Source organism: Ruegeria sp. AP12, from assembly GCF_056540025.1.
Map to the genome: position 1 here is coordinate 339,305 of NZ_JBQFVZ010000002.1, position 24,828 is coordinate 364,132.

Annotated in this window: 27 protein-coding genes; 13 read left to right on the plus strand and 14 right to left on the minus strand. The window is 59.9% G+C overall.

Translation table 11 applies throughout. From position 1 onward, the window contains the following. Positions 1-89 precede the first annotated feature (89 nt). From groL to ACR0E6_RS09605, 3 genes are all read right to left on the minus strand, one after another. Positions 90-1,733 (minus strand): chaperonin GroEL, encoded by a 1,644-nt coding sequence (groL, locus tag ACR0E6_RS09595; protein ID WP_170452676.1) that lies wholly within the window; start codon positions 1,731-1,733, stop codon positions 90-92. A gap of 55 nt (positions 1,734-1,788) precedes the next feature. Continuing rightward, on the minus strand, positions 1,789-2,076 hold the full coding sequence (gene groES, locus ACR0E6_RS09600) for a co-chaperone GroES (protein WP_170352338.1): 288 nt from the start codon (positions 2,074-2,076) through the stop codon (positions 1,789-1,791). Positions 2,077-2,228: 152 nt separating this feature from the next. Next, on the minus strand, positions 2,229-2,903 hold the full coding sequence (locus ACR0E6_RS09605) for a DUF2161 domain-containing phosphodiesterase (RefSeq protein WP_480582635.1): 675 nt from the start codon (positions 2,901-2,903) through the stop codon (positions 2,229-2,231). Between the two features lie 113 nt (positions 2,904-3,016). On the opposite strand from ACR0E6_RS09605, the gene ACR0E6_RS09610 reads away from it, so the two are divergent. The 9 genes from ACR0E6_RS09610 (at position 3,017) to ACR0E6_RS09650 (ending at position 9,564) form a co-directional block, all read left to right on the plus strand. Further along, positions 3,017-3,997: a TraB/GumN family protein gene (locus tag ACR0E6_RS09610; RefSeq protein ID WP_480582637.1), complete on the plus strand. Its 981-nt coding sequence runs from the start codon at positions 3,017-3,019 to the stop codon at positions 3,995-3,997. A gap of 106 nt (positions 3,998-4,103) precedes the next feature. Then, positions 4,104-5,024 (plus strand): manganese-dependent inorganic pyrophosphatase, encoded by a 921-nt coding sequence (locus ACR0E6_RS09615; RefSeq protein ID WP_170452681.1) that lies wholly within the window; start codon positions 4,104-4,106, stop codon positions 5,022-5,024. A 240-nt stretch (positions 5,025-5,264) separates the two neighbouring features. Then, a complete protein-coding gene (locus tag ACR0E6_RS09620) occupies positions 5,265-6,140 on the plus strand; it encodes a TIGR01459 family HAD-type hydrolase (protein ID WP_480582640.1) in 876 nt (291 codons plus the stop codon). Positions 6,141-6,241: 101 nt separating this feature from the next. Next, positions 6,242-6,685 carry a MaoC family dehydratase gene (locus tag ACR0E6_RS09625; RefSeq protein ID WP_170452686.1) on the plus strand — a complete coding sequence of 148 codons (444 nt, stop codon included), beginning with the start codon at positions 6,242-6,244 and terminating at the stop codon, positions 6,683-6,685. Between the two features lie 183 nt (positions 6,686-6,868). Further along, the gene (locus ACR0E6_RS09630) at positions 6,869-6,946 is read left to right on the plus strand and encodes a Stf0 family sulfotransferase (protein WP_480583147.1); all 78 of its coding nucleotides are present in this window, start codon (positions 6,869-6,871) and stop codon (positions 6,944-6,946) included. Beyond that, a complete protein-coding gene (locus tag ACR0E6_RS09635) occupies positions 6,946-7,062 on the plus strand; it encodes a Stf0 family sulfotransferase (protein WP_480582642.1) in 117 nt (38 codons plus the stop codon). The genes ACR0E6_RS09630 and ACR0E6_RS09635 overlap by 1 nt, the downstream gene beginning before the upstream one ends. A gap of 65 nt (positions 7,063-7,127) precedes the next feature. Next, a complete protein-coding gene (locus ACR0E6_RS09640) occupies positions 7,128-8,060 on the plus strand; it encodes a bifunctional riboflavin kinase/FAD synthetase (protein WP_480582644.1) in 933 nt (310 codons plus the stop codon). Continuing rightward, on the plus strand, positions 8,057-8,530 hold the full coding sequence (locus ACR0E6_RS09645; protein WP_170631967.1) for a YcgN family cysteine cluster protein: 474 nt from the start codon (positions 8,057-8,059) through the stop codon (positions 8,528-8,530). Before ACR0E6_RS09640 ends, ACR0E6_RS09645 begins: the two co-directional genes overlap by 4 nt. Then, complete coding sequence (locus ACR0E6_RS09650) at positions 8,530-9,564, plus strand: threonine aldolase family protein (protein WP_480582646.1); 1,035 nt, start codon at positions 8,530-8,532, stop codon at positions 9,562-9,564. Before ACR0E6_RS09645 ends, ACR0E6_RS09650 begins: the two co-directional genes overlap by 1 nt. On the opposite strand, the gene ACR0E6_RS09655 is transcribed toward ACR0E6_RS09650, so the two are convergent. Together ACR0E6_RS09655 and ACR0E6_RS09660 are read right to left on the minus strand one after the other, a co-directional pair. Then, positions 9,551-10,321 carry an alpha/beta fold hydrolase gene (locus ACR0E6_RS09655; protein WP_480582648.1) on the minus strand — a complete coding sequence of 257 codons (771 nt, stop codon included), beginning with the start codon at positions 10,319-10,321 and terminating at the stop codon, positions 9,551-9,553. The genes ACR0E6_RS09650 and ACR0E6_RS09655 overlap by 14 nt on opposite strands. Before the next feature lie 62 nt (positions 10,322-10,383). Further along, the gene (locus ACR0E6_RS09660; protein WP_480582650.1) at positions 10,384-10,986 is read right to left on the minus strand and encodes a DsbA family protein; all 603 of its coding nucleotides are present in this window, start codon (positions 10,984-10,986) and stop codon (positions 10,384-10,386) included. Positions 10,987-11,093: 107 nt separating this feature from the next. Here ACR0E6_RS09660 and ACR0E6_RS09665 point away from each other — a divergent pair, with 107 nt between their 5' ends. Beyond that, complete coding sequence (locus ACR0E6_RS09665) at positions 11,094-12,113, plus strand: ribose-phosphate pyrophosphokinase (protein WP_170452698.1); 1,020 nt, start codon at positions 11,094-11,096, stop codon at positions 12,111-12,113. A 5-nt stretch (positions 12,114-12,118) separates the two neighbouring features. Continuing rightward, complete coding sequence (gene rpiB, locus ACR0E6_RS09670; RefSeq protein WP_170452700.1) at positions 12,119-12,568, plus strand: ribose 5-phosphate isomerase B; 450 nt, start codon at positions 12,119-12,121, stop codon at positions 12,566-12,568. 17 nt (positions 12,569-12,585) lie between these two features. Here rpiB and ACR0E6_RS09675 read toward each other — a convergent pair whose 3' ends face one another. The 7 genes from ACR0E6_RS09675 to ACR0E6_RS09705 all read right to left on the minus strand — a co-directional run bounded on the left by ACR0E6_RS09675 (position 12,586) and on the right by ACR0E6_RS09705 (position 18,956). Further along, complete coding sequence (locus ACR0E6_RS09675) at positions 12,586-12,936, minus strand: H-type lectin domain-containing protein (RefSeq protein WP_170452701.1); 351 nt, start codon at positions 12,934-12,936, stop codon at positions 12,586-12,588. A 114-nt stretch (positions 12,937-13,050) separates the two neighbouring features. Beyond that, the gene (locus ACR0E6_RS09680) at positions 13,051-13,461 is read right to left on the minus strand and encodes a F0F1 ATP synthase subunit epsilon (RefSeq protein WP_050604827.1); all 411 of its coding nucleotides are present in this window, start codon (positions 13,459-13,461) and stop codon (positions 13,051-13,053) included. Between the two features lie 12 nt (positions 13,462-13,473). Then, the gene (atpD, locus tag ACR0E6_RS09685) at positions 13,474-14,898 is read right to left on the minus strand and encodes a F0F1 ATP synthase subunit beta (RefSeq protein ID WP_170521672.1); all 1,425 of its coding nucleotides are present in this window, start codon (positions 14,896-14,898) and stop codon (positions 13,474-13,476) included. A gap of 18 nt (positions 14,899-14,916) precedes the next feature. Then, positions 14,917-15,795, minus strand: coding sequence for a F0F1 ATP synthase subunit gamma (locus tag ACR0E6_RS09690; protein ID WP_480582653.1), 879 nt, complete (start codon positions 15,793-15,795; stop codon positions 14,917-14,919). A 15-nt stretch (positions 15,796-15,810) separates the two neighbouring features. Further along, complete coding sequence (gene atpA, locus ACR0E6_RS09695) at positions 15,811-17,349, minus strand: F0F1 ATP synthase subunit alpha (RefSeq protein ID WP_170736488.1); 1,539 nt, start codon at positions 17,347-17,349, stop codon at positions 15,811-15,813. Continuing rightward, positions 17,350-17,910: a F0F1 ATP synthase subunit delta gene (locus ACR0E6_RS09700; RefSeq protein ID WP_480582655.1), complete on the minus strand. Its 561-nt coding sequence runs from the start codon at positions 17,908-17,910 to the stop codon at positions 17,350-17,352. Positions 17,911-18,221: 311 nt separating this feature from the next. Continuing rightward, a complete protein-coding gene (locus tag ACR0E6_RS09705) occupies positions 18,222-18,956 on the minus strand; it encodes a methyltransferase domain-containing protein (RefSeq protein ID WP_170622838.1) in 735 nt (244 codons plus the stop codon). 61 nt (positions 18,957-19,017) lie between these two features. On the opposite strand from ACR0E6_RS09705, the gene gloB reads away from it, so the two are divergent. Then, positions 19,018-19,785: a hydroxyacylglutathione hydrolase gene (gloB, locus tag ACR0E6_RS09710; protein WP_480582657.1), complete on the plus strand. Its 768-nt coding sequence runs from the start codon at positions 19,018-19,020 to the stop codon at positions 19,783-19,785. A 174-nt stretch (positions 19,786-19,959) separates the two neighbouring features. Further along, on the plus strand, positions 19,960-22,284 hold the full coding sequence (gene clpA, locus ACR0E6_RS09715) for an ATP-dependent Clp protease ATP-binding subunit ClpA (protein WP_170452709.1): 2,325 nt from the start codon (positions 19,960-19,962) through the stop codon (positions 22,282-22,284). 100 nt (positions 22,285-22,384) lie between these two features. On the opposite strand, the gene ACR0E6_RS09720 is transcribed toward clpA, so the two are convergent. Together ACR0E6_RS09720 and ACR0E6_RS09725 are read right to left on the minus strand one after the other, a co-directional pair. Further along, the gene (locus ACR0E6_RS09720) at positions 22,385-23,041 is read right to left on the minus strand and encodes a phosphotransferase (protein ID WP_480582659.1); all 657 of its coding nucleotides are present in this window, start codon (positions 23,039-23,041) and stop codon (positions 22,385-22,387) included. A gap of 106 nt (positions 23,042-23,147) precedes the next feature. Next, positions 23,148-24,827, minus strand: a complete 1,680-nt coding sequence (locus ACR0E6_RS09725; RefSeq protein ID WP_480582661.1) for a peptidoglycan -binding protein — start codon at positions 24,825-24,827, stop codon at positions 23,148-23,150. Position 24,828 lies beyond the last annotated feature (1 nt).

Genomic DNA, 24,828 nt, shown 5'->3' on the forward strand with positions numbered 1-24,828 from the left:
CGGAGGCATAGCCGCGCAGCGGCTATTCAAAACGAAACGGGGCCGCCCAAAGGCGACCCCATAACTCAGTCTTCCAAAAAGACGACGTCTTACATCATGCCGCCCATGCCGCCCATGTCGGGCATGCCGCCACCGGGTGCTGCGCCTTCTTTGGCAGGCTTGTCGGCAACCATTGCTTCGGTGGTGACCAGCAGGCCGGCAACCGATGCCGCATCTTCCAGAGCGGTGCGGACAACTTTGGCCGGGTCGATCACGCCGAACGAGAACATGTCGCCATATTCTTCGGTCTGAGCGTTGAAGCCAAATGCAGCGTCCGACGATTCACGGACCTTGCCAGCAACAACCGCACCGTCAACACCTGCGTTTTCAGCGATCTGGCGCAGCGGCGCTTCGATGGCCTTGCGAACGATGTTGATACCTGCGTTCTGGTCAGCGTTTGCGCCTTCCAGAGCTTCCAGTGCTTTACCGGCCTGAACCAGAGCAACACCACCGCCTACGACAACGCCTTCCTGCACAGCAGCGCGGGTCGCGTTCAGAGCATCGTCCACACGGTCCTTACGCTCTTTCACTTCGACTTCGGTCATGCCGCCGACACGGATCACGGCAACACCGCCTGCCAGTTTGGCAACACGCTCTTGCAGCTTCTCACGGTCGTAGTCGCTGGTGGTTTCTTCGATCTGAGTGCGGATCTGGCCAACGCGGGCTTCGATCTCGGCTTTCTCGCCAGCACCGTCGACGATGGTGGTTTCGTCTTTGGTGATTTCGATCTTCTTGGCGGTGCCCAGCATGTCCATGGTGACGGACTCGAGCTTCATGCCCAGATCTTCGCTGATGACCTGACCGCCGGTCAGGATCGCGATGTCTTGCAGCATGGCCTTGCGGCGATCGCCGAAGCCCGGTGCTTTGACAGCAGCAATTTTCAGGCCGCCGCGCAGTTTGTTGACAACCAGAGTCGCCAGCGCTTCGCCTTCAACGTCTTCTGCGATGATCAGCAGCGGCTTCTGCGACTGGATCACCTGCTCCAGCAGCGGAACCATCGGCTGCAGCGAGGACAGTTTCTTTTCGTGCAGCAGGATCATGCAGTCGTCGAGCTCTGCGATCATCTTGTCTGCGTTGGTGACGAAGTAGGGCGACAGGTAGCCGCGGTCGAACTGCATACCTTCGACAACATCGGTCTCGGTTTCCAGACCTTTGTTTTCTTCGACGGTGATAACGCCTTCGTTGCCAACCTTCTGCATCGCATCCGCGATCTGCTGGCCAATCTCGGCTTCGCCGTTGGCCGAGATGGTGCCAACCTGAGCAACTTCGGCCGAGTCTTTGACTTCACGCGATGCGTCTTTGATGCCCGCAACAACCTTGGCAGTTGCCAGGTCGATGCCGCGCTTCAGGTCCATCGGGTTCAGGCCAGCTGCAACCTGCTTGAGACCTTCGCGAACGATGGCCTGTGCCAGAACAGTTGCGGTGGTGGTGCCGTCGCCGGCTTCGTCATTGGTGCGGCTGGCGACTTCTTTCACCATCTGCGCGCCCATGTTTTCGAACTTGTCTTCCAGTTCGATTTCCTTGGCAACCGAAACGCCGTCTTTGGTGATGCGCGGTGCGCCGAAGGATTTGTCCAGAACCACGTTGCGGCCTTTGGGGCCCAGGGTCACTTTGACAGCGTCGGCCAGGATGTTCACACCTGCCAGCATGCGGTTACGGGCATCGGTGTCGAACTTGACGTCCTTTGCAGCCATGTCGTTTCTCCTTGAGAAATAAGTTGGAAATGAAGATCAGAGAAAGCGCTTGGGCTTACTCGATGATCCCCATGATGTCGCTTTCTTTCATCATCAGCAGCTCTTCGCCGTCGACCTGAACCTCGGTGCCCGACCATTTGCCGAACAGGATCTTGTCGCCAGCTTTCACAGCCATTGCGATCAGCTCGCCGCTGTCCTTGCGCGCGCCTTCGCCGGTTGCGACGACTTCGCCTTCGCTGGGCTTTTCTTTTGCGCTGTCAGGAATGATCAGGCCGCCTGCGGTTTTCTCTTCGCTTTCTGTACGGCGAACCAGCACACGGTCATGAAGCGGTTTCAATGCCATCTTTGCAGCTCCTTGGGCTCAAAGTTTATCTATCCTCCCCTCACCGGCTGGTGAGGCGTTAGCACTCGGGGTGTGTGAGTGATAACGACGCATAGCTAGGGGGTCTGAAACCCCGAGTCAACAAGCGGATACGGATTTTTTGCCACAAGGGATCAGTCGGCCTGTTCCCAACTGTAAGCCCAGTGTTTCAGGCCCTCGGACCCTGCATCCGACAATGCATAGATGCCTTTTTCGACCTTGTCGAACCAGCCGTAATGGTTTTCGCGCATCAAACGGGTGGCAGCGGGCACGCCGGTGGCCGATGCAACCTCGGCCCCCTTGGTGGCACCATGTTCCGCCAGATGGGCGGCGCATTTCAGCGCATCCTGCCGATAGGCCGTAACGATCCCGTGGCGGGTTGCGCCGCCCGCGTTTGGATCCCCTTCCAACCGGTCAAATTCGCGCAACATCCGCGCGGCCTTGGCTTTGTTCTTGCGCGGAGCGTATGGGCCGGGATCGCACTGAACCTCGACAACCCCGTCGTTTCGCACGGTGATCAAGCCCAGCCCCAACCTGCGGCACAGGGCCAGATTGTCCCGCAAGGCACGCCGGGCCGTGCGCCCCGTGGGCTTACTGACGCCCAGATACACCTGATCGCTGATCCGCAGCCGCGCGACAGCCTGATGGAACAAGGCCAGTGAGAACCGCAGTTTCAACTCGACGATCACCGGCTCGGACTCGTCGCGCATGGCGACAATATCGGCTGCGCCGACCTCACCTTTGACGGTATAGCCCTGCCCCTCCAACATTGCCTTGATCGGGGGGTAAAGATCCTGCTCGCGCTCCATGCGCCCATGCTATGCGTTTTGGGCTGAAATGCCAGACGGGTTGCCTTGAATATGCTGCATTTGCATGACTACATCCTTGGTCGTCCCGCCTGACAAATCTCTGAGGTTCATCCATGCGTCTGTTGGCCCTGTTCGGTTTTCTGCTACTCCCCATGACGGCCAGCGCCGCGTGTGAGGGGCATGATCTGCGCCCGCTTATGTCCGAAGCGGACCGCTCGGAACTGCATCAGGCACTGGCTGACATCCCCTATCCGGAAGGAAACCACTGGATCGCCCGCAAGGGCGACACCACGCTGCATCTGATCGGCACATTGCACACAAACGACGCGCGCATGGATGCGGTGGTCGAACGGTTGGCGCCAACCCTTAGCCGGGCCGACGCCTTCTATTTCGAGGTCACTCAGGCCGAGATGAACACGTTTGAGCAGGGCTTGGCCAAGGACCTGAGCCCGGTAATGATCACTTCGGGGCCCACATTGATTGAGCTGATGAGTGCCGAGGATTGGGCCGCCCTGTCAGGGTCGCTGACGGAACGGGGCATTCCAAGCTGGATGGCCGCCAAGATGCGGCCCTGGTTTCTGAGCATGATGCTGGGCATTCCGCCCTGCCTGATGCAGAACCCCGACGCGAAATACGGCATGGACGCGCGTCTGACAGATCTGGCCGAGGCCAACGGCATCCCCCAGCACTCGCTGGAACGGATCGAAGACCTGATGACCATGTTCGACGATCTGCCGCTGGATCAGCAGGTGGACTCGTTGGTGCGACTGGCCGGGGCGATGCAAAGCGACGCCAATCATCTGACCACCATGGCCAATGCCTATCTGGAAGAACAGCACGCCCAGATCCTGCAACTGGCGCGGTTGCAGGGGCTTGAGGCCTCGGGCCTGTCCGAAACCGAATACAACGCGGAATGGGACCAGTTCGAACAGAAACTGCTGGTGACCCGCAACGCGAATTGGATGAGGCATATTCTCGCCATTCAGAATCAAACCGCCGTCATCGCCGTGGGTGCCGGGCATCTCAGCCAAGATTTCGGTCTTCTCGCCTTGCTGGAACAGGAAGGGTATACGCTGACCCGCGCGCCGTTCTGACCCAGGCGCATAGCAGACCAACAGTCGCAGCAGGCCGCAACCGGGTGACAAGCGGTGCCTTGCACCCTATAAGGCGCGCAAATTTCCAATCCTCAGGATAGCTGACATGACAACCCTCGTATTTGGCCACAAATCTCCCGACACAGACTCGACCGGTTCTCCGATCCTGTGGTCGTGGTACCTGAACGAAGTGAAAGGCGAACAGGCCGAGCCCGTTCTGCTGGGCGAACCCAACACCGAAGCGGCCTTTATGCTGCAACGCTGGGACCTGCCCAAGCCGCGCATCATCGACGATGTCGAGGCCGACGCGCCGGTTGTAATCGTGGACACCAACAACCCGGCGGAACTGCCCGCGAGTGTCAACAGCGCCGATATCCGCGCGATCATCGACCACCACAAGCTGGTCGGCGGGCTGGAAACCAAGGGCCCGATCGACATCACCGTGCGCCCGCTGGCCTGCACGGCAACCATCATGGTTGACCTGATGGGCGACTATGCCGCCAAGATGCCCGAAGCCGTCAAAGGCGCGGCGCTGACCTGCATCTTGTCGGACACGCTGGAATTCCGCTCGCCCACCACCACCGCGCATGACCGCGCCGTGGCCGAGAAGCTGGCGGCTGAACTGGGTCTGGACGTCTCGGCCTATGCGGCTGACATGTTTGCGGCGAAGTCGGATGTGTCCTCGTTCTCGGACGCCGAACTGATCCGCATGGACAGCAAGGAATACGAGGTCGACGGCACCAAGTTCCGCGTTTCTGTTCTGGAAACCACCGCGCCGGGCGTTGTGCTGGACCGAAAAGACAGCTTGGCTGCATCCATGGTCGATGTGGCAAAGGAAGACAGCGTTGATCAGGTTCTGCTGTTCGTCGTGGACATCCTGAACGAAGAAGCCACCCTGCTGGTCCCGAACGATCTGGTCAAAACCGTTGCCGAGAAAAGCTTTGGCGCATCGGTCGAGGGCGACGCCGTTGTCCTGCCCGGCATCATGAGCCGCAAGAAACAGATCATCCCGAACCTGAAGGTCTGATCTTCTGTCATTCCCGTGTGAAAGGCGTCCGAACCGGGCGCCTTTTTCTTTTTGCGAGGCTCTGCCTCGCGCTCCGGGATATTTTTGGCCAGATGAAGAACGGATTCCTTGCTTCATCTGGCCCGAAATATCCCGGGGGAGACGCCCGGCACGGGCGGCGGGGGCAGAGCCCCCTCTGGCAAAACCCGTCAAGCTCTGCCATAGGCTTGGCAGCCGCAGTTCATCGCCGAAAGAGACCCAATGACCCAGATTATCTCCTCTCTGACCGAGATCTCCGACCGATATAAGGCGCTTTTTGTCGATCTCTGGGGCTGCGTTCACAACGGTATCACCGCCTATCCCGAAGCGGTGGCAGCGTTGCAGGCCTACCGCGCCGCTGGCGGGCTGGTCGTGCTGGTAACAAACTCTCCCAAACCGCGCGCCGGGGTTGCATCGCAGCTGACCCAGTTCAACGTACCCGCCGATGCCTATGACACGATCGCAACCAGCGGAGATTCAGCCCGGTCCGCCATGTTTCGCGGCGCGGTCGGGCACAAGGTGTATTTCATGGGAGAATGGCAGCGCGATGCGGGGTTCTTTGAGCCGCTGAAGCTGCTGCACCACCCCATCCACATCGAACGTGTCCCGCTGAAAGAGGCTGAGGGCATCGTCTGCTGTGGACCTTTCGATCCGATGGCGGACCCCGATGTGAACCGGCCCGATTTCCTGTACGCCAAGCAGATGGGCATGAAGCTGCTCTGTGCGAATCCCGACATCGTTGTTGACCGGGGCGAGGTGCGTGAGTGGTGCGCGGGGGCTCTGGCAAAGCTTTACACCGAGATGGGTGGCGAGAGCCTGTATTTCGGCAAGCCCCACCCGCCCATCTACGATCTGGCCCGCCGCCGCCTTCAGGAATTGGGCGCGGATGTTGCCGACTCTGACATCCTTGCCATTGGAGATGGCCCCCACACCGACATCCTTGGCGGGATGGGAGAGGGAATCGATACCCTGTTCATCTCGGGCGGGTTGGCGGCAGCGGAAACAAAAACGTCGCACCATCCGCACGCTGATTCTCTAACTGACTATATCCAAAGGGAAAAGATCAACCCGACATATACAATCGGTCGCTTGCGATAGTCATTTTTGACTTGATTTTCTGCAGTTGCGAAGTAATAAAGTTGCCAACCTAGGCCTGATGGTGGATTTTTCTTTCACGGCCAACTTCGAGTGAGGGCAACATGTTGGACAATCTTCCACGCGGAACGATCTGTATCGAAGACATCGAGATGGGCATGTCCCGCCACCTGCGCAAAGTGGTGACGGATGAGGATATCGAGATGTTCGCGCAGGTTTCGACCGACCGGAATCCGGTGCATCTGGATGACGATTATGCGCGTGACACGATCTTTGAAGGGCGCATCGCCCACGGGATGCTGACGGCGGGTCTGATCTCGGCCGTGATCGGAGAGCAGCTGCCTGGCCATGGCACCGTATACATGGGTCAGTCGCTGAAATTCCTGGCCCCCGTGCGCCCCGGCGACATGGTCTATGCCGAGGTGAAAGTCATCGACATCGACTTTGCCAAACGCCGCGTCAAGCTGGATTGCCATTGCTCGGTCGACGGCAAGAAGGTCCTGATTGGTGAGGCTATGGTTCTGGCCCCGTCGCGCAAATTCGACTGAGCCTTGATCACATCACGTCACAGCAAAGGCGCCCAAACCGGCGCCTTTTTTGTTGTTGGCGTACAAGATCATGGGATCGTAGAGGGATAGCCGTTCATCAGGCCAATGGGTCAAATAGTGCCCCGCTTCAATTCCTATTTCATCTGAACCAGCTCCTACAGTGGCAGCACTCTGTGATGTCGACTGTTACGTGAAACCGGGTGCGCGGGTCGGCCAGACACCTATTTTCACGCGCCATCCCCGTCGGATTGGCCTAGGTGATGCAAACCCTGGCTCTTGATCCGGATCTGGCGCAGGGCGTCGAAACGCCGACGGCCAAACTCTCGGATGCCACGAACAGGGACTGGGTTCGCCAATTCGCGGCAAAGCACATCTGAGATGCCGTGCATGCAAGAACAATCAGGTGCTTGAACCCGCGTGACAGTCCAGCTAGGCAAGCCATATGCACATCATCCGGGATTTTCAGTACATCGAGCCTCAGGACCGCGGCGCCAGTGTGGCGATCGGGAATTTTGATGGCGTTCATTTGGGGCACCAGTCGGTGATCGAACTGGCGCGCCGCGCTGCCCCTGATGCGCCTTTGGGTGTTTTGACGTTCGAGCCGCATCCGCGCGAGTACTTCGCCCCGGACGCCCCCCCTTTCCGGTTGATGCGGGGCAACGCGCGGGCGCACCGGCTTGAGAAGCTGGGCGTGCAGATGCTGTACGAACTGCCGTTCAATGCGGCGCTTGCCGGGTTGTCCCCGGAAGAGTTCGCCAGAAACGTCATTTGCGATGGGCTGGGCCTGTCCCATATCGTTGTGGGGGCAGATTTCTGTTTTGGCAAAGGTCGTGTCGGCACCGCGCAGGATATGGTCAACTTTGGCGAGCAGATGGGATTTGGCGTCACCATTGCACCACTGATGGAGCGGTCGGAAAACGTTGTTTCCTCGACCGCCATTCGCACCGCTCTCAGCGACGGGCGTCCGCGTGATGCGGCCGCCATGCTGGGCCATTGGCACCGGATCGAAGGCGTGGTGATCGGGGGCGAGCAGCGCGGGCGCGAGTTGGGCTTTCCAACCGCGAACATGTCCATCGAAGGTCTGCACCCGCCCAAATTCGGGGTGTATGCCGTGCTGGTCGACGTGTTGGACGGACCGCATCAGGGCAGCTATCACGGGGCGGCCTCGATCGGTGTGCGCCCCATGTTCCATGGCGAAGCCCCCAACATCGAAACCTTCCTGTTCGACTTTTCCGGTGATCTTTACGGCTCGACCCTGTCCGTCGGTCTGATCGACTTCCTGCGACCAGAGCTGACATTCGATGGGCTGGACGGCCTGATCGCGCAGATGGGTGCCGATTGCGAAAAGGCCCGTGGCATTCTGGCCGCCCTATGACCACCGATCCGATTGAACGCACGGGCCTGCCGGCCCGGTTTTGGGAACGCAAGCCCTTGCGCAAGATGAACCAGCGCGAGTGGGAGGCCCTGTGCGACGGCTGCGGCAAATGCTGCCTGAACAAGCTTGAGGATGAGGACACAGGCGAGGTTGCCCTGACCTGCGTTGCCTGTCGCCTGCTGGACGATGAAAGCTGCCGCTGCACGCAATATGACATCCGGCACCAGTTCGTGCCCGAATGCATCGTCATGACTCCCGACAATATCGACGACCACGCCTATTGGTTGCCGCAAACCTGTGCGTATCGATTACTGTGGGAAGGCAAACCTCTTTACGACTGGCATCCTTTGATATCTGGTACGCCGGACAGCGTACACGCGGCGGGCGTCTCGGTTCAGGGCCGCACGGTGTCCGAGTTCGAAACCCCCATGGAAGAGTGGGAAGACCATATTATCGAGGAGCCAACCTGATGTATTTCGCGTCTGACAATTCCGGCCCGGTTCACCCGCAGGTCATGGCCAAGCTGGCCGAGGCCAATCAGGGGTACCAGATGGCCTATGGCGCGGACACGATGATGAACGAGGTGCGCGACCGTATCCGCAGCATCTTCGAGGCACCGGGCGCTGCGGTTTATCTGGTGGCGACGGGGACGGCGGCAAATTCGCTGGCCCTTGCGACGCTGTCCAACCCCTGGGAAACGGTCTTCTGTTCTCCGGTCGCGCATATCCACGAGGATGAGTGCAACGCGCCCGAGTTTTACAGCGGGGCCAAGCTGACACTGGTGCCGGGTGGCGACAAGATGACCCCCGACGCGCTGCGCGGCTCGATCCTGGGCGAAGAAACCCGTGGGGTGCACGGGCCACAGCGCGGGCCTGTATCGATCACTCAGGTCACCGAGCGCGGGTCAGTTTATTCGCTGGAAGAGTTGCAGGCCCTGTGCGGTGTGGCCAAGGAATACGGCCTGCCCGTCCATCTGGACGGGGCGCGGTTCACCAACGCGCTTGTTGCCCTAAATTGTTCCCCGGCCGAGATGACGTGGAAATCGGGTGTCGATGCGGTCAGCTTTGGCGGCACAAAGAACGGCCTGATGGGCGTCGAGGCCGTGGTGTTCTTTGACGAAAGCAAAGCGTGGGAATTCGAGCTGCGCCGCAAACGCGGGGCGCATCTGTTTTCCAAGCATCGCTACCTGTCGGCCCAGATGGCGGCGTATCTGGAAGATGATCTGTGGTTGAAAATGGCGCGTCAGGCCAACGACAACTGCGCCCGGCTGGCCGATGGATTGCGCGCCAAGGGGGCTGCGTTCCTGCACGAGCCGCAGGCCAATATGATCTTCGCCTCATTCCCGCGCGCCAAGCACAAACAATTGCACGAGGCCGGGGCGGTCTATCACCTCTGGGGTGCCGAGCTTGAGGGGGACGATGACGACGAAAACCTCGCCTGCCGATTGGTTTGCGACTGGTCGATTGGCGCGGCTGAAATCGACCAGTTCCTCAGCCTGCTGTAACGCCCGTCGCGGGGTTGGCTTTCCAGAACTCCTGAAGCAGCGCGCCTGTCTCATGGGGGTGCGAGATGGGCAACATGTGCCCCGCGCCGCGTACCACCTTATGCCGCGCATTTGGCAGGCGCTGCCGCAAACCTTCGCAGATCACCGGCAGTGTCGGGTCGGTTTCTGATCCGCTCAGCAACAGGGTCGGCATCGTGACGCGCTTGCAGTTCTCCGGGTCCAGCAACCCGGCGCGGTCCTCGTACAGCACGGGATGGGAGGCAGGAACAACATGTATTCCCCGCACCATGCTGGCCCGCGTTCGTTCGGGCAGGTCAGGCCATTTCGGGCTGATGCCGGTGCTCCACATCCGGTTGAACAGCCGTGCGGCCAAAGCTGTATCGCCCGCCGCGAAGGCTGCATTGATCGGTTGGGACGCGTGGATGTGCTGGTCGAACAACTGGGGCGCATCCTGTTTTGCCACGGCAAAGAATACGGGTTCGATCAGGGTCAGGCTGCGCACGTATTGCGGGTTTACCATTGCCAGCCGCAGCGCGGCGATCGCCCCAAAGGAATGACCGATCAGATCCATGGGTTCGGTCAACTCCTGCGTCGCCTGCCCAGTCACCGCATCGAAGAAATCGCTCTGCCCGTCCCAATCCGGACTGCGCCCGTGCGACGGCATATCTGGGGCGATCAGAGACGCGCTGCCCTCCAGAACCTTGGCCAAACCGGACCACGCGCCGGAATGCGCAATGGTGCAGTGAAGGGCGAGCAATTTGCGCTCCCCCTTCCCCAAATGCCGGACGAAGGCCGCGTGTGACGCCGCAGCCAAGGCTGTCACCCGTTCATCCCTGCCAGATGCCGATCCAGATCGTCCAGCCGGTCCTGACCCCAGAACCGCTGGCCATCGGGTGTGAGGTAGAACGGCGCGCCAAACACGCCGCGATCCACGGCCTCTTCCAGATTGGCGGCATAGGTCTCGGCCCCGACCAGCAAGCCACTATTGGCCAGATCGGGGTCAAACCCGGCATTCGACAGACAGTCGCGGATCACATCATCCTGTGCCACATCCTTTTCCTCGGCCCAGCAGGCGCGCAGGATGAACTGGCACAGCTTGCCCACATCGCCCGAGCCATCCTTGATCGCGGCGATCACCGCATAGGACGACGGGGCCATATTGGTCGGCCAGTGTGCGGGCTGCAGATTGAACTCCATCCCCAGATCCCTGGATTGCCGCAGCAACTCCTGCGCGCGGTATTCGGTGCGCGAGATATGGCGGTCTTTTGGCGGCGTTCCCCCGGTGCGCGCGAACAAGGCCATGATATCCAGCGGTTTGTAATTGATCGTCGCGCCGTGCTTCGCCGCGATCTCTTCCAGCCGGGAACCGGCCAGATAGGTGTAGGGCGAAATTGTCGCAAAAAAGTAGTCAATCTGGGTCATGTGCACTTTCTCCGCAGCGTTATCTTTGCGGGACGGTAAGGCCATGCTAAGCGGTGTCAACATCACGAATCTGTCACATTGCCAACGCTGCCCGGGGATCTCAGCCAATGCCGACACTCCACGAACCCAAGCTTATTGCTGGGAACGCAAACCTTCCGCTTGCCGAAACCATCGCTCGCCGCATGAGCCTGTATCGCGGCGTTGACCAGGGTCTGGTCGATGCGCGGGTCGAGCGTTTCAATGACGGCGAGATCTTCGTCGAAGTCTTCGAGAACGTACGGGGCGAGGATATGTTCATCATCCAGCCGACCTCGAACCCGGCCAATGACAACCTGATGGAACTGCTGATCATCGCCGACGCGCTGCGCCGGTCGTCGGCCCAGCGGATCACCGCCGTGATCCCCTATTTCGGCTACGCCCGTCAGGACCGCCGCACCAAGGCCCGCACGCCAATCAGCGCCAAGCTTGTCGCAAACATGCTGACCGGTGCAGGGATCGAGCGGGTTCTGACCATGGACCTGCACGCAGCCCAGATTCAGGGGTTCTTTGATATCCCGGTAGACAACCTTTACGCCTCGCCGATCTTTGCGCTGGATGTGAAGCATCAGTTCAAGGACAATCTGGACGAAATCATGGTGGTCTCGCCCGATGTCGGCGGCGTGGCCCGCGCCCGCGAGTTGGCCAAGCGCATCAACGCCCCGCTGTCGATTGTCGATAAACGCCGGGAAAAAGCGGGTGAAGTGGCTGAAATGACCGTGATCGGTGACGTCAAAGACAAAATCTGCTTGATTGTGGACGATATGTGCGACACCGCCGGAACGCTGTGCAAGGCGGCTCAGGTCCTGCTGGATAACGGCGCGAAAGAGGTTCATTCCTACATCACCCATGGCGTCATGAGCGGCCCCGCGGTCGAGCGTGTGACCAATTCGGTCATGAAATCTCTGGTCCTGACGGATACAATCCAGCCGACCAAAGAGATCCTGAAGGCCAAGAATATCCGCATCGTTCCGACCGCACCGATCTTCACTCAGGCCATCCTGAACATCTGGAACGGCACCAGCGTGTCATCTCTGTTCGAAGACAAAACGCTGACGCCGATCTACGAATCCATGTACCAGATGGACTGAATGTGATGACTGCCAACAAACGTATTGTCCTGTCCAGCGACCACGCAGCGATCGATCTGCGTCAGGCCGTGGCCAACCACATCGCCCAGCAAGGCTGGGAGGTGGTCGATATCGGCCCGACGACCCGGGAAAGCACGCATTACCCCAAACACGGCAAAGCCGCAGCGCAAGCTGTGGCGTCGGGTGACTGTCAGCTGGGCATCATCCTTTGCGGCACCGGGCAAGGGATCATGATGGCGGCGAACAAGGTCCCCGGCATCCGTTGCGGCGTGTGCTCTGACGCCTTCTCGGCCCGGATGATCCGCCAGCACAACAATGCCAACATGCTGTCCATCGGTGCGCGCGTCGTCGGCGAAGGTCAGGCTCTGGACATCGTGGACGCGTTTCTGTCCGCCGAGTTCGAAGGCGGCCGCCACGCTACACGAGTGGATATGATCGAGGCGCAGGACAGCTAATCCGCGCCCTGCTCCGATCAGGAGATATTCCAATCATCTGCGTGGGCGACTTCACCAATAGCCGTCCATGCAACCCGGATGCGGGCGATACGGGTATCCGACCAGGTGCGGAATACAGCCGTGAACCCCTGGGGCGTCACATCCTGCGCCTTCACCTCTGCCCGTAATGCCGAAGACGTGTCCACGTCCCACAGCGAAATGCCCACCTGTACAACCGGGATCGACCGAAAGGCTTCGCTGAATCGAATCTGAGCCCGACGTTCGCGCGGGCCTTCGCCGGTCCACATATCGCCGCCTTCGGCGAATTCGGAAAACAGCACCTCTTCGCCCTGATCGATGCCGATGGGATGGGTAAGAAATTTCTTCATTCTGTCATCATTATTCTTGAATTCCCGCAACTTATCCCGGCTTTTCGGCAAAAGCACGACAAAAAAACGGCCCCGCAGGTGCGAGGCCGTTCAAATTTTCAGCTGTGATGCCTGTTACAGGCTCATATGCGTTCCAAGCGCTTCCATGTCGGCCAGCAACTTGGCGGCATCATCGACGATGGTCTGGTCGTCACCACCCTTGGCCGCCTCGTGCGAGGCGCGGGCGTCTTCGATCAGCTCGTCCAGATGTGCGCGGGTCACTTCGGCCACCGGGATCGCTTTTTCGGCCAGAACCGAAAGGCTGTCGCCGTTGATCTGGGCAAACCCGCCGGTGACCAGGTATTCGCTGGACCCTTCGGGTGCCTCAACCTTCAGCAGACCGGGGCGCAGCGTGGTGATGGTGGGGGCATGATCGGGCATCGCCGTCATGTCCCCGTCCGCGCCGGGAATCTGGACCGCGGTAGCGCTGAGCGAAGCGAGGCTCCGCTCGGGGCTGACGAGGTCGAATTGCATCGTGTTTGCCATCAGGGATACTCCTTAGGCGGCTTCTGCTGCCATCTTCTCGGCTTTGGCGATCACTTCTTCGATGCCGCCAACCATCAGGAAGGCCGCTTCGGGCAGGTGATCGTATTCGCCAGCCACAACGGCCTTGAACGACGAGATGGTGACATCCAGAGGAACCTGAACGCCCGGCGAACCGGTGAAAACCTCGGCCACGTCGAACGGCTGCGACAGGAAGCGTTCGATCTTACGGGCACGGGCCACGGTCAGCTTGTCCTCTTCCGACAGTTCGTCCATGCCGAGGATGGCGATGATGTCCTGCAGCGACTTGTAGCGCTGGAGGATCTGCTGAACGTCGGTCGCAACCTTGTAGTGCTCTTCACCAACAATCGCCGGGTCAAGCAGACGCGAGGTCGAGTCGAGCGGGTCAACCGCAGGGTAGATACCCTTTTCCGAGATCGCACGGTTCAGAACGGTTGTCGCGTCAAGGTGCGCAAACGAGGTCGCCGGCGCAGGGTCGGTAAGGTCGTCCGCAGGCACGTAGATCGCCTGCACCGAGGTGATCGAGCCCGACTTGGTCGAGGTGATGCGTTCCTGCAGCGCGCCCATGTCGGTGGCCAGTGTCGGCTGATAGCCCACCGCCGAAGGAATACGACCCAGCAGAGCCGAAACCTCGGAACCCGCCTGCGTGAAGCGGAAGATGTTGTCGACGAAGAACAGAACGTCGGTACCGGACTGGTCGCGGAACTGCTCGGCCAGGGTCAGACCGGTCAGAGCAACACGCGCACGCGCACCCGGAGGTTCGTTCATCTGACCGTAAACCAGCGCAACCTGCGATTCCGACAGGTTGTCGGGCTTGATCACGTTCGATTCGATCATCTCGTGATACAGGTCGTTGCCTTCACGGGTCCGTTCACCAACACCTGCGAACACGGAAAAGCCCGAGTGCACTTTTGCGATGTTGTTGATCAGTTCCATGATCAGAACGGTTTTGCCAACGCCCGCGCCGCCGAACAGGCCGATTTTACCGCCTTTGGCGTAGGGGGCCAGCAGGTCAACAACCTTGATACCGGTGACCAGGATTTCCGACTCGGTCGACTGTTCGTCAAACTCGGGTGCGGGTTGGTGGATCGCGCGGGTCTCGGTTGCGACAACCTCGCCCTTTTCGTCGATCGGCTCGCCGACAACGTTCAGGATGCGGCCCAGGGTGGCGTTACCAACCGGAACCGAGATCGGCGCGCCGGTGTCGGTAACCGCTTCGCCACGGACCAGACCTTCGGTCGCGTCCATCGCAATGGTGCGGACAGTGTTTTCACCAAGGTGCTGAGCAACTTCCAACACCAGGCGCTTGCCGTTGTTGGTGGTTTCCAGCGCGTTCAGAATTTCAGGCAGCTGATCATCGAACTGCACGTCAACGACGGCCCCGATGATCTGTGTGACTTTGCCTTTTGCATTCGCCATGTTTCGTCTCCGGTTTTCTTACAGCGCTTCGGCGCCGGAAATAATTTCAATCAGCTCGTTGGTGATCACGGCCTGACGCGAGCGGTTGAACTGGATCGTCAGCTTGTCGATCATCTCACCCGCGTTGCGTGTCGCGTTGTCCATCGCGGACATCCGTGCACCCTGTTCAGACGCTCCGTTTTCGAGCAAGGCCGAGAAGATCGCGGTCGCAACCCCCTTGGGCAGCAGGTCGGCCAGAATGGCCTCTTCGCTGGGCTCGTAGTCGAAAATGGCACCGCTGTCGTCACCCGTCGCTTCATCCTCGAACGAGGCGGGGATGATCTGCTGTGCCGACGGGATCTGCGTCACAACGTTGACGAACTTCGAGTAGAAGATCGTGGCAACGTCGAACTCGCCCCCGTCAAAGCGGGACAGGATGTCCTTGGCGATGTCCTGCGCGTTGGTGTACCCCAGACGCTTGACCTCGCTCAGGTCGATATGTCCAACGAACAGATCGCCAAAATCACGCTTGAGCGCGTCGCGGCCTTTCTTGCCGACGGTCAGAACCTTGACCGTCTTGCCTTTGGCACGCAGCTCGTCCGCCTTTTGGCGGGCCAGCTTGGCGATGTTCGAGTTGAAGCCGCCGCACAGGCCGCGTTCAGCTGTCATGACAACCAGCAGATGGACATCATCGCTGCCCGTACCCCGGAGCAGCTTGGGGGCGCTGTCGCTGCCCCCGACCGATGCCGCCAGCCCCGCCATCACGGCATTGAACCGCTCGGCATAGGGGCGCGAGGCTTCGGCAGATTCCTGGGCGCGGCGCAGTTTTGCAGCCGCGACCATCTGCATGGCCTTGGTGATCTTGCGGGTCGATTTGACCGACTCGATCCTGTTTTTAAGGTCCTTAAGATTTGGCATATGCCCGCCTCTCCCTTAAGCGAAGGTTGCGGCGTATTCGTCCAGCGCAGCCTTGATCTTGTCGGAAGCGTCACCCTTGATCTTGGGATCTTCGTCCGTGATCCACTGAAGCAGATCCGCGTGTTTGCCACGCAGGTGCGCCAGCAGGCCAGCCTCATAACGGCCAACGTCGGACACGTCGATCTTGTCGAGGTAACCGTTGGTACCGGCGAAGATCACGCAGACGATTTCAGCGTTGGTCAGCGGCGAGTACTGCGGCTGTTTCATCAGCTCGGTCAGACGCGCACCACGGTTCAGCAGCTGCTGGGTCGCGGCGTCAAGGTCGGAACCAAACTGCGCAAAGGCCGCCATTTCGCGGTACTGAGCCAGTTCCAGTTTCACCGGACCGGCAACCGACTTCATCGAGTTGGTCTGAGCCGACGAACCCACACGCGAAACCGACAGACCGGTGTTCACGGCGGGACGGATGCCCTGGTAGAACAGTTCGGTTTCAAGGAAGATCTGACCGTCGGTGATCGAGATCACGTTGGTCGGAATAAACGCCGAAACGTCGCCACCCTGAGTTTCGATAACCGGCAGAGCGGTCAGCGAGCCCGCGCCGAAATCTTCGTTCAGCTTGGCCGAACGTTCCAGCAGACGGGAGTGGAGGTAGAAAACGTCGCCGGGATAGGCTTCACGTCCGGGCGGACGGCGCAGAAGCAGCGACATCTGACGATAGGACACAGCCTGTTTCGACAGGTCATCATAGATGATCAGCGCGTGGCGACCGTTGTCACGGAAGTACTCGGCCATCGCGGTTGCGGCGTAGGGTGCCAGGAACTGCATCGGTGCCGGGTCGGACGCGGTTGCGGCCACAACGATCGAGTATTCAATCGCGCCGGATTCTTCCAGCTTCTTCACCAGCTGCGCAACGGTCGAACGCTTTTGACCGATGGCAACGTAAACGCAGTACAGTTTCTTCGACTCGTCGTCGCCTGCTGCGTCGTTGTAGGTTTTCTGGTTCAGGATCGCGTCCAGAGCAACGGCAGTTTTACCGGTCTGACGGTCACCAATGATCAGCTCACGCTGGCCACGGCCAATCGGGATCATCGCGTCAACCGATTTCAGGCCGGTTGCCATCGGCTCGTGCACCGATTTACGCGGGATGATGCCGGGGGCTTTGACGTCAGCAACACCACGCTTCGACGCGTTGATCGGGCCTTTGCCGTCCAGCGGGTTGCCCAGACCGTCAACAACGCGGCCCAGCAGCTCGTCACCGATCGGAACGTCCACGATCGAGTTGGTGCGCTTGACGGTGTCACCTTCTTTGATGTCACGGTCGGAACCAAAGATAACGACACCGACGTTGTCGCTTTCCAGGTTCAGCGCCATGCCCATGATGCCACCGGGAAACTCGACCATTTCACCCGCTTGCACGTTGTCCAGGCCGTATACACGGGCAATCCCGTCACCGACGCTCAGCACGCGGCCGATCTCGGCCACTTCGGCTTCTTGACCAAAATTCTTGATCTGGTCCTTCAGGATTGCAGAAATCTCTGCAGCTTGGATTCCCATTTATCCGACCTCTTTCATTGCATTCTGTAGGGAGTTCAGCTTCGAACGGATCGAACTGTCGATCATTTTCGAGCCCACTTTAACGACAAGACCGCCGATGAGGCTTTCATCCACGGTCGCATTGATTGTCACGGTCTTGCCCACACGCTCGGACAGCGTCTTGGACAGTTTTTCCATTTGCGTCTTGGTCAGCGCCTTGGCCGAGGCGACATCGGCGGTCACTTCGCCGCGCTCGTCGGCCAGCATGTCGCGCAGAACCTGCACCAGCTGCGGCACCACGAACAGGCGGCGTTTCTGCGCCATCAGGCCCAGCGTGTTGCCCAGAATGGTGTTCAGACCCATTTTCGCAGCGATTGCGGTGATTGCGCCTTCTTGTTCAGAGCGGGAAACCAGAGGCGAGGCAATCAGGTCGCGCAATTCGGCGCTGTCGCCCAGTGCTGCTGCCAGATCATTGATGCCGGTTTCCAGACCTGCGAGGTCATTATTCTCTTTCGCGATCTCGAAAATCGCGGTGGCATAGCGCTCGGCGATGCCTGTGGAAATCGAAGCTGGTTCGGACACGTCCACCCTTCCGATATTTTGGGCCCCGAATTCGCGTTGCGGCAGCTACCCCGGGGGCGTGAAGAAACCCCGTCCATAAAGGGCGGGGATCAAAATCACCGGGGATGTAGCAGAGCCGAACCAAGCTAGCAATATATTATCACGGCCAGCGCCTTATCCACAAAACGTTGAATTTCATACACTTACGAAAAGTGCGACCCTTTTGACCGGCTGGCTTGAGATAAAAATGTTACCAAACTGTAGGTTTTTGCGATTCCTGTGGCCGATTTTCATCAATTTCGGGCGGTAAAAACGCCCCGCAGGTTTCGCGGTTACGCGGGCTTGAGCAGCCCGTCCAGTGCCTTGATCGGCCGTTTTGCGGTATCTTTCGTTACACTGCCGCTGGGTGGGCGGATATGTTTGCTGACCTCGACCATAAGAACGCCACCGGCCATGACTGTCGGGATCCGCTGGCCCGTCTTTTCGATCAGACTGCCGGATTTCAGCCAGAAGCGCCGGAATGACGGCGGCAGATAAAGCGCCGAGCAATGGTTTTCACGCTTGAAATGATGCGCCTTCAACTGGTTTTCCAACTGTGTCGCCGAATACGGACGCCCAAAGCCAAAAGGCGTGCGATCGGTTCGGGACCACAGCCCGGCCCGGTTCGGTACGACGAACAGGGCCTTGCCACCCGGCCCCAGAACCCTCCAGCATTCGTCCAGCAACTGGCTTGGGCGTTCCGAGGTTTCCAGCCCGTGCATGACCACCAGCTTGTCGACATGACCGGTTTCGATGGGCCACAGCGTCTCTTCGGTCAGGACCGAAACATTGGGCATGCCCGCAGGCCAGGGCATCACGCCCTGCGGACCGGGCATAAGGCCGATCACGCGGCGCGCATCGGCCAGATAGGGGCGCAGCAAAGGCACCGCGAACCCAAATCCCGCAACCGTTTGGCCCTTGGCTTCGGGCCACAGATCGACAAGCCGCCCACGGATCGCCGCCTGCGCCGCACGGCCCAGCGTGCTGCGGTAGTAAAAGTTCCTCAGATCCTGCACATCAAGATGCATTGCGGATACCCGGTCAATCGGCTTAGCTGGGCGCAGTCTAGCAATGAAAGGGCAAAAGGCCATGCCTCTTGAGATCGTAACCATCCCATGTCTCAGCGATAATTACGCATTTCTGGCGCATGATGCCGCAACCGGCCAGACGGCCCTGGTCGATGCGCCCGAACCGGGGCCGATTCTGGCCGAACTGGACCGCCGCGGCTGGAGCCTGAGCCACGTGTTGCTGACCCACCATCACTGGGATCACGTCGATGGCCTGCCCGATATTCTGGAAAAGCATCCGGCCAAGGTGATCGGGGCCGCCGCAGACGCCCATCGCCTGCCCCCGCTGGACCTGCAAGTGTCCGAAGGTGACAGCTTTGAGATCGGAGGAGAGCCGGTCGAGGTGCTGGACGTTTCGGGCCATACGGTTGGTCACATCGCATTTTATCTGCCCCAAAGCGCCGTGGTCTTTACTGCAGACAGCCTGATGGCCCTGGGCTGTGGTCGCCTGTTCGAAGGTACGCCGGATCAGATGTGGGCCTCGCTTAGCAAGCTGGCGGCGCTGCCCGACGATACTCTGGTGTGTTCGGGCCATGAATATACCCTGTCAAACGCCAAGTTTGCCGTCACGGTCGATCCCGATAACGCCGCCTTGCAACAACGCGTTGCGGATACCAACCGCGCCCGCGCCGCCGGAGAACCGACAGTTCCGTCAACTTTGGCCCTTGAGAAAGCAACAAATCCATTCCTGCGGGCCTCTGATCCCGCGATTCAGGCGCATCTTGGCATGGTGGGGTCTGACCCAGCCGCTGTTTTTGCCGAGATCAGGGGTAGAAAAGACCGGTTTTGATGCCTATTTGCCCCTCTTCACGGACACGGTCACAACAAATGTGACTGTCAAGTGAAAGAAAACCCTTGAAGCCGGGCGTCGATCAACCAAACTCTAATAGTATGAGGACATGGTTGGGATGGGGTTCCGGCCGAAAGCCCGCCCCCTTCTGACCCAAGACAGAGGAGCACCCGCGTGCCTTCATTCTCGAGCACATTGGAACAAGCCATCCACGCGGCCCTTGCGGCTGCGAATGAACGGCGACACGAATTTGCAACGTTGGAGCATCTGCTGCTGGCGCTGCTGGAAGAACCCGATGCCATTCGGGTCATGAAGGCCTGCAGCGTCGATCTGGACGAATTGCGCAGCACCTTGGTCGAATTTATCGACGAAGACCTGTCTAATCTGGTCACTGACATAGATGGGTCCGAAGCAGTGCCCACTGCAGCCTTCCAACGTGTTATCCAGCGCGCCGCGATCCATGTTCAAAGCTCGGGACGGACCGAAGTGACCGGGGCCAATGTGCTGGTCGCCATTTTTGCCGAACGCGAAAGCAACGCGGCCTATTTCCTGCAAGAACAGGACATGACCCGTTACGATGCGGTGAATTTCATCGCCCATGGCGTTGCCAAGGACCCGGCCTATGGCGAAAGCCGCTCGGTCTCGGGCGCGGATCAGGTCGAGGAAGAGGTGCAGTCCAGCGCTGGCGATGGTGAGCAGAAAGAAAGCGCTCTGGGCAAATACTGCGTCGATCTGAACGCGAAATCGCGGGCCGGAGACGTTGACCCGCTGATCGGCCGCGCGGATGAGGTCGAACGCTGCATTCAGGTGCTGTGCCGTCGCCGCAAAAACAACCCGCTGTTGGTGGGGGATCCGGGCGTGGGTAAAACCGCCATTGCCGAGGGTCTGGCCCATAAGATTGTGGGCGGCGAGGCCCCGGATGTGTTGTCTAACACCACCATCTACTCGCTGGATATGGGCGCGTTGCTGGCCGGAACCCGCTATCGTGGGGACTTTGAAGAACGGCTCAAGGCGGTTGTGACCGAATTGGAAGATCACCCCGACGCGGTTCTGTTCATCGACGAGATTCACACCGTAATCGGTGCCGGTGCCACATCAGGCGGGGCGATGGATGCCTCGAACCTGCTGAAACCTGCCTTGCAGGGCGGCAAGCTGCGCACCATGGGCTCGACCACTTACAAGGAATTCCGTCAACATTTCGAAAAGGACCGCGCGCTGAGCCGCCGGTTCCAGAAGATCGACGTGAATGAGCCTTCGGTAGAGGACAGCGTGAAGATTCTGCGCGGTCTGAAACCCTATTTCGAAGAACATCACGAGATCAAATATACCGCAGATGCCATCAAGACAGCCGTCGAACTGTCGGCGCGCTATATCAACGACCGCAAGTTGCCGGACAAGGCCATCGACGTGATCGACGAAGCCGGTGCCGCGCAGCATCTGGTCGCCGAAAGCAAGCGTCGCAAGACCATCGGTGTGAAAGAGATCGAAGCGGTCGTCGCCAAGATCGCCCGCATCCCGCCGAAAAACGTCACCAAGGATGATGCGGCGGTTCTGAAAGACCTCGAAGCCTCGTTGAAACGCGTGGTGTTCGGACAGGACCTAGCCATCGAGGCGCTTGCCAGCGCCATCAAACTGGCCCGTGCCGGTCTGCGTGAACCTGAAAAGCCAATCGGCAACTACCTGTTCGCCGGTCCGACCGGTGTGGGCAAGACCGAGGTGGCGAAACAGCTGGCCGACAATCTGGGCGTGGAATTGCTGCGCTTTGACATGTCGGAATACATGGAGAAACACGCGGTTTCCCGTCTGATCGGTGCCCCTCCGGGCTATGTCGGGTTCGATCAGGGCGGTCTGCTGACCGACGGTGTCGATCAGCATCCGCATTGCGTGCTGCTGCTGGACGAGATCGAAAAGGCCCACCCGGATGTGTTCAACATCTTGTTGCAGGTGATGGACCATGGCGAGTTGACCGACCATAACGGTCGTACGGTGAATTTCCGCAACGTGGTGCTGATCATGACCTCGAACGCGGGCGCGCAGGAACAGGCCAAGGCCGCCATCGGCTTTGCCCGCGACCGCCGCGAGGGCGAGGATACCGCCGCAATCGAACGCATGTTCACGCCGGAATTCCGCAACCGTCTGGACGCCGTGATTTCCTTCGCGCCGTTGCCGAAAGAGGTCATCCTGCAAGTGGTCGAGAAATTCGTCCTGCAGCTTGAGGCGCAATTGCTGGATCGCGGCGTGACCATCGACCTGACCCCCAAAGCCGCCGCGTGGCTGGCCGACAAGGGCTATGACGACAAGATGGGCGCGCGTCCGCTGGGCCGTGTCATTCAGGAGCACATCAAGAAACCTTTGGCCGAGGAATTGCTGTTCGGCAAACTGGCCAAGGGCGGCGTGGTGCGCGTCTCGGTCAAGAAGGGCGAGTTGGATCTTGAAATCCTAGGCCCCGATCAACGCCGCATTCCGGGTGATAAGCCGCCGTTGCTGACTGCCGACTGATCGGTGAAAATACGAATGAGAAAACCCGCCAGTCTTTGGCGGGTTTTTTCGTTTCATAGCATTCTCGCGATGAGAACATACTGGGCAGTACCCAACCAAGTCACCGGTTGCGTGAGCGGAAACTGGTCACGTGGCATGGCACGGGCAAAACCAGTGGCTCTCTGCCCCGCGCTTCCCGATATGCAAGCGCCAAACTGACCGCATAACGCGGCCCATCTACACCCTGAGAAAAGGCAGATAGGACAGCGATACTCAGATCGCGCGCCTTGCGCAGCCTGCCCGCTTTTGTGGGCACAAAATACTCAAAATCGATAAAACGAAGCTGACGACCGTCCCAGCACATATCCCGAAAAGCGGGACGTCCATGCGCCAATCCCATCGCGTGAAGACGCGCCAGCGCGCGCCCAGCAGCCCGGCACGCCCTGAGCTTTTCCGCAACCGTAATGGACCTTTCGGTGCAAAACTTGGTCAGGCTGCGACCCGCATCCTCAACCGCTATGTAACCGCATCCTTCGGCCAGGATTCTGGGGACAGGCGCACCAAGGTTCCAAAGATTGCGATGAGAAGACCGATCCCGTTCAAAAGCCTGTTCGGGATTTCCTTTGACAAGCCAGAGGTGGGGGGCAAACCGTTCGACACGTTTCAGCCAGAACTTGTCGCCTTGCCTGGTCTGACACAGGGCCACGCGCTGATGGGACGCAAGCAGAGCCTCATCGACCGCATTAGCCAGACTTGTCACCCAGCCTTTCAAACACATCCCCTCTCAACCTCTTGAAATAATATAGGAAGCGAAGTGCCGTGTTTCATCGGATCCAGAGGCGAAATTCCCGCCGGGCAGAACGATTTAATCCAAAGTTGACGCCTTACCGCTCGGTCAGTTTCAACTCGATCCGTCGGTTTTGCGCGCGGGCTTCGGGGGTGTCGGCTGGATTGACGGGCTGGAACTCACCAAACCCGTTGGCTGCCAGACGGTTCGGCGAGATGCCCAGCGCATCGACCATGTAGCGCACGACCGACAAGGCGCGACCCTGGCTCAGTTCCCAATTGTCGCGATACCGCCCGGACCCGGCCAGGGGCACATTGTCGGTATGGCCATCGACCCGGATCACCCAATTCAGGCCCTCGGGGATTTCGGCGGCAACGGTGCGCAGGATCGCGGCGACCTTTGCGACCTCCTGCCGGCCTTCGGCGGACAATTCTGCTGAACCTGTGTCAAACAGCACCTCGGATGAGAACACGAACCGGTCACCTTCGATCCGTACGCCCTCCTGATCGCCCAGAACATCGCGCAACCTGCCGAAAAACTCGGACCGATAGCGTTGCAGGTCCTCGGCCTGCGCGGTGAGTTCCTGATTCTGCCCGGCCAGAGCTTCGGCCTCGGCCTCAAGCCGCTGACGTTCGGCCTCTTCCAACAAGCGGCGGCGGCGTTCTTCGGACGCGGCCCGCGCAAGCGCTGCGTTCAGGTCCTGACCCAAGGTCTGAATCTGGATGTCGGCGGCGGCGTTGCGTTCTTCATAGTCATCCAGCAACGCCTGTAGGGATCCCAACTGCCCCCGCAGGGCCGCAATCTGCTGGTTCAACAAAGCGGCCTCGCGCTGTGCCTTCGCCGAAATCGCCTGCTCTGCAGAGAGTGTTTCACGCGCGACGTCCAAAAGCGCCGCGCGCTGTTCCGCCAGCGTTCTTTGCGCATTGGCGTCGGTTTCCGCCTGTGTCTGCGCATCCAGAGCAGCCTGCAACTGGGCTTGCAGATCTTCGTTGTTCAATTCACCGAACTGGCGTTCCAACTCGGCACGGGCCGCTTGCGCGGCGGCCAACAAGGTCAGCGTGTCCTCGGCCTCTTTCCGCTGCGCCTCAAGCGCCAAAGTCATCGCGGTCAGTTCGGCATCGGCATTCTGCAAACGGTTGCGCAGGTTTTCCGCTGCGGCGGCTTCGGCAAGCCGTGCGGCCTCTTCATCGCTAAGCTGTTCCTGCAATTCCGCGATCTGCGCCGCGCGCTCCTCGCCGCTTTGTTCCAGGTCGGCGACCAGTGCTTCCAGCGCCTCGCGCCGGGCGGCGGCAAGGCGAGCGGCCTCGGCCTGCGCGTCGATTTCCGCGCGGCTTTGGGCCAATGCCTGATCCAAAGCGTCCCGTTCACCCAACAGGTCCGCACGCTGTGTTTCCAAAGCGGCAATGTCGTCCTGCGCGCGCGCCTGATCGGCCAGCAACGTTGCGACCTGAGCCTCAAAATCCGTAATGCGGGTCTGCGCCTGCGCCAGATCGTCCTCGGCCTGTGTCAGGGTGGCATTCAAGGCCCCCAGCCGGGCCTGCAAGCGGCTGTTTTCACGCTCTTCCAACCCCAGCGCACCGGCCAGCGCCGCGACCTCGTCCGACAGGGCGGTCAGTTCATCCTCCTGCCCCGAGATCGTCTCGCGCAGCACGAACTGCACCACCATGAAGATGGTCAGCACAAAGGTCAGCACCATCAGAAGACCCGTCATCGCATCCACGAATCCGGGCCAGACCGAGCCCTGGAACCGTTGACCGGTGCGACGGGACAGGGCCATG

Excerpts from the sequence above, each read along its gene's own strand:
- groL (WP_170452676.1), bottom strand. The coding sequence starts at position 1,733 with ATGGCTGCAAAGGACGTCAAGTTCGACACCGATGCCCGTAACCGCATG.
- groES (WP_170352338.1), bottom strand. The coding sequence starts at position 2,076 with ATGGCATTGAAACCGCTTCATGACCGTGTGCTGGTTCGCCGTACAGAA.
- ACR0E6_RS09605 (WP_480582635.1), bottom strand. The coding sequence starts at position 2,903 with ATGGAGCGCGAGCAGGATCTTTACCCCCCGATCAAGGCAATGTTGGAG.
- ACR0E6_RS09610 (WP_480582637.1), top strand. The coding sequence starts at position 3,017 with ATGCGTCTGTTGGCCCTGTTCGGTTTTCTGCTACTCCCCATGACGGCC.
- ACR0E6_RS09615 (WP_170452681.1), top strand. The coding sequence starts at position 4,104 with ATGACAACCCTCGTATTTGGCCACAAATCTCCCGACACAGACTCGACC.
- ACR0E6_RS09620 (WP_480582640.1), top strand. The coding sequence starts at position 5,265 with ATGACCCAGATTATCTCCTCTCTGACCGAGATCTCCGACCGATATAAG.
- ACR0E6_RS09625 (WP_170452686.1), top strand. The coding sequence starts at position 6,242 with ATGTTGGACAATCTTCCACGCGGAACGATCTGTATCGAAGACATCGAG.
- ACR0E6_RS09635 (WP_480582642.1), top strand. The coding sequence starts at position 6,946 with ATGCAAACCCTGGCTCTTGATCCGGATCTGGCGCAGGGCGTCGAAACG.
- ACR0E6_RS09640 (WP_480582644.1), top strand. The coding sequence starts at position 7,128 with ATGCACATCATCCGGGATTTTCAGTACATCGAGCCTCAGGACCGCGGC.
- ACR0E6_RS09645 (WP_170631967.1), top strand. The coding sequence starts at position 8,057 with ATGACCACCGATCCGATTGAACGCACGGGCCTGCCGGCCCGGTTTTGG.
- ACR0E6_RS09650 (WP_480582646.1), top strand. The coding sequence starts at position 8,530 with ATGTATTTCGCGTCTGACAATTCCGGCCCGGTTCACCCGCAGGTCATG.
- ACR0E6_RS09660 (WP_480582650.1), bottom strand. The coding sequence starts at position 10,986 with ATGACCCAGATTGACTACTTTTTTGCGACAATTTCGCCCTACACCTAT.
- ACR0E6_RS09665 (WP_170452698.1), top strand. The coding sequence starts at position 11,094 with ATGCCGACACTCCACGAACCCAAGCTTATTGCTGGGAACGCAAACCTT.
- rpiB (WP_170452700.1), top strand. The coding sequence starts at position 12,119 with ATGACTGCCAACAAACGTATTGTCCTGTCCAGCGACCACGCAGCGATC.
- ACR0E6_RS09675 (WP_170452701.1), bottom strand. The coding sequence starts at position 12,936 with ATGAAGAAATTTCTTACCCATCCCATCGGCATCGATCAGGGCGAAGAG.
- ACR0E6_RS09680 (WP_050604827.1), bottom strand. The coding sequence starts at position 13,461 with ATGGCAAACACGATGCAATTCGACCTCGTCAGCCCCGAGCGGAGCCTC.
- atpD (WP_170521672.1), bottom strand. The coding sequence starts at position 14,898 with ATGGCGAATGCAAAAGGCAAAGTCACACAGATCATCGGGGCCGTCGTT.
- ACR0E6_RS09690 (WP_480582653.1), bottom strand. The coding sequence starts at position 15,795 with ATGCCAAATCTTAAGGACCTTAAAAACAGGATCGAGTCGGTCAAATCG.
- atpA (WP_170736488.1), bottom strand. The coding sequence starts at position 17,349 with ATGGGAATCCAAGCTGCAGAGATTTCTGCAATCCTGAAGGACCAGATC.
- ACR0E6_RS09705 (WP_170622838.1), bottom strand. The coding sequence starts at position 18,956 with ATGCATCTTGATGTGCAGGATCTGAGGAACTTTTACTACCGCAGCACG.
- gloB (WP_480582657.1), top strand. The coding sequence starts at position 19,018 with ATGCCTCTTGAGATCGTAACCATCCCATGTCTCAGCGATAATTACGCA.
- ACR0E6_RS09720 (WP_480582659.1), bottom strand. The coding sequence starts at position 23,041 with ATGTGTTTGAAAGGCTGGGTGACAAGTCTGGCTAATGCGGTCGATGAG.
- ACR0E6_RS09725 (WP_480582661.1), bottom strand. The coding sequence starts at position 24,827 with ATGGCCCTGTCCCGTCGCACCGGTCAACGGTTCCAGGGCTCGGTCTGG.